Below are 2,594 nucleotides of genomic sequence, written 5' to 3'. Positions count from 1 at the left end.
TAACTCCTAACTCTTAACTTATAAAGCTACAAGTTGTGATTCAATTTCTGAAGACTTCAAATCACGACCGATGAAAACTAAGCGCGTTTGTCTGGCTTCTTCTGGTTTCCAGGGGCGATCGTAAAATTTCTCAAATCGGGTTCCCACGCCCTGCATCACTAGGCGCATGGATTTATTTGGCACTGCAACAAAGCCTTTAATCCGGTAAATTTCTTGTTGTTGTGCCAATGTTTGCAACTGCTGTTGCAGCTTTTCTGGGTCAAAGGTACGATCCAAAATTAAATTAGCTGAGGTAATTTCTTCGTCATGGTTGTGATCTTCTTCAGTATCGTGATGACTAGGACGAGAATCTAAGTTGTCTTCGACTGCGGCTTGAAATCCTAATAATATAGATGCATCGAGTTGAGAACAATTACTCTCGACAATCTTCACCACTCTGGGCAACTCTTGCTTAATCAATTCCTCAACTCTGGCTTTTGTCTCGGCATCTACCAAGTCAATTTTATTCAACACCACCAAGTCTGCACAAGCAAGTTGGTCTTCAAACAGTTCTTGCAAGGGTGTTTCATGTTCTAGATTATCATCTGCTTGCCGCTGGGCTGCGATCGCTTCTGGATCACTAGCAAATGTCCCCGCTGCTACCGCCGCACAATCTACCACGGTAATTACAGCATCCACAGTGGCGGCGTTACGAATTTCTTGCCAGCGAAAAGCCTTCACCAGGGGTTTTGGTAAGGCTAAACCAGAGGTTTCAATCAAAATACAGTCGATGCTGTCTCGCCGCTTGATTAACTCTTGCATCATCGGGTAAAACTCTTCCTGCACCGTACAGCATAAGCAGCCGTTAGTTAATTCAAAGATATTAGTGTCACCCTCACCATCTTCCGGGCAAATTTGACAAGATTTTAATAATTCGCCATCAATACCGAGTTCGCCAAATTCATTGACTACAACGGCAATGCGGCGTCCTTGGTTGTTTTGTAGCAGGTGGCGAATTAGGCTAGTTTTTCCACTACCTAAGAAGCCTGTGATCACTGTGACAGGAATTTTCGTAGCCATATTTTTGCCTGATTTACTCAGTATGGTAAGTTTTACGGGTTACAAACTTAAATACTGAGATTAAGCTTGGTTTGAAGATTTACTTAGTTATTTTAAGCTGAAAGTCTATGAGAAGCCTGAAAATATTGCCGTTGCTGTTGAGTTTAGGTTTGGCGTTGGCTCCTCAAATCAGTGTGGCGCAAACAGTGGAGGAGTTGGAACAAAAAGCGACATCTGCCGAAGAAGTAAAAAATTATGAAGAAGCCGCTAATATTTGGCGAAGTTTCATTCAGCGGGATGCCAAAAACAGTTACGCTTACGTCAAACTGGCAGATATCCTATCTAAGCAAGGCAATATTGCAGAGACGATCGCTACTTANCGCCAAGCTTTACAATTAACTCCTGATGGGGACATTTACCTCAAATTAGGGAATTTTCTGGCAGAAAAGGGACGAACCACTGAAGCGATCGCAGCTTACCGTCAAGCTATCAAACTTAACCCTAACAGTAATAGGTATTACTACTACATTTTAGCGTCACAGTTGATGGAACTTGGTAATACAAAGGAAGCGCTCTTGGTTTACCGTCAAATCGTTAAACTTGAGCCAGATGCAGAGAGTTACAACATTTTAGGTAATTTCTTGCGTAAATTAGGCCAACGAGAAGAAGCGATCGCTGCTCATCGAGAAGCCTTGAAAATTGATCCCAAGAGTTATCTGGCTTACCATTATCTGGGTGAAATGATGGAATATCAAGAAGCCGTTGCTATCTATCGTCAAGCAAGTAAAAATGACTCCAAAAATGAAGTCTACTATGAGCATTTGGCATCACTTTCATTACAGCGTGGCTTTGTTAATGAAGCGATCGCAGCCTACCGCCAACTAATTAAAATCGAGCCTGAAGCTTCAAGGTATGTAGAACTGGGAGATGTGCTGATGACACAAGAAAAACACCAAGAAGCGATCGCTCTTTACCGCCAAGCCGTTGCCAAAAAACCCACTGATGATTATTACAGTAAATTAAGTCAAGCACTAGCTCAACAGAACAAACTAGATGAAGCTCTGGCAATTTGCCAAAATGTGGTAAAAACTGGTGAAGGCAGTTATGACACCTGCTCCAATATAAATTTGCCACTTTACAAGCAAAAAGGCTTTCCTGCTGTCATGGCTTTTTATCAGCCACTAGCGAATATGATTCCACGTCGCAAAATGGCTGAACTTTACATCAAACTTGGCCGAGATATTTCCTATGGTGAATCTGGTGATGGTTCAAAACAAGAGGCAGCGGCAGTTTTTCAGGAAGCGTTGCAAATAGATCCAGAAAACACTGATGCTAAAGATGCTCTCAAGAATTTAATCGCTAATTAAACATAATTGAGGGGCAATTTCCCCATGCTTGCTTTCACGAATCAAAAGCAGTCACAGGGCTATTGCCCCTAAATATTTTGAGCGTTGTTCGCTCTTTCTCCAGAAATACCTATGAATTATCCTTCATCAGGCTGTCTGGACTTATGATTCCACACACCATACTCCGCACTCATTACTCATTACTCAGCA

The 2,594-nt window shown here is 42.2% G+C and carries 2 protein-coding genes and 1 pseudogene; 2 read left to right on the top strand and 1 reads right to left on the bottom strand.

Annotated features, from left to right (window positions below):
• Positions 1 to 18: 18 nt before the first annotated feature.
• Positions 19 to 1,059 (bottom strand): cobalamin biosynthesis protein CobW, encoded by a 1,041-nt coding sequence (cobW, locus tag A4S05_RS37840; protein ID WP_069074863.1) that lies wholly within the window; start codon positions 1,057 to 1,059, stop codon positions 19 to 21.
• A 107-nt stretch (positions 1,060 to 1,166) separates the two neighbouring features.
• On the opposite strand from cobW, the pseudogene A4S05_RS44440 reads away from it, so the two are divergent.
• Together A4S05_RS44440 and A4S05_RS37835 are read left to right on the top strand one after the other, a co-directional pair.
• A pseudogene (locus tag A4S05_RS44440) lies at positions 1,167 to 1,417 on the top strand (tetratricopeptide repeat protein); the annotation flags it as partial.
• A gap of 1 nt (position 1,418) precedes the next feature.
• A partial coding sequence (locus A4S05_RS37835) for a tetratricopeptide repeat protein (RefSeq protein ID WP_218108021.1) occupies positions 1,419 to 2,405 on the top strand: 987 nt, incomplete at its 5' end.
• Positions 2,406 to 2,594 lie beyond the last annotated feature (189 nt).

The sequence above is a fragment of the Nostoc sp. KVJ20 genome (assembly GCF_001712795.1).
In the GTDB taxonomy this organism is placed as follows: domain Bacteria; phylum Cyanobacteriota; class Cyanobacteriia; order Cyanobacteriales; family Nostocaceae; genus Nostoc.
The sequence above is the reverse complement of the archived record's forward strand: the minus strand, read 5'-3'. Positions and strand labels throughout refer to the sequence as shown.

Coding starts and splice junctions, on each gene's coding strand:
- cobW (WP_069074863.1), bottom strand. CDS start 1,059: ATGGCTACGAAAATTCCTGTCACAGTGATCACAGGCTTCTTAGGTAGT.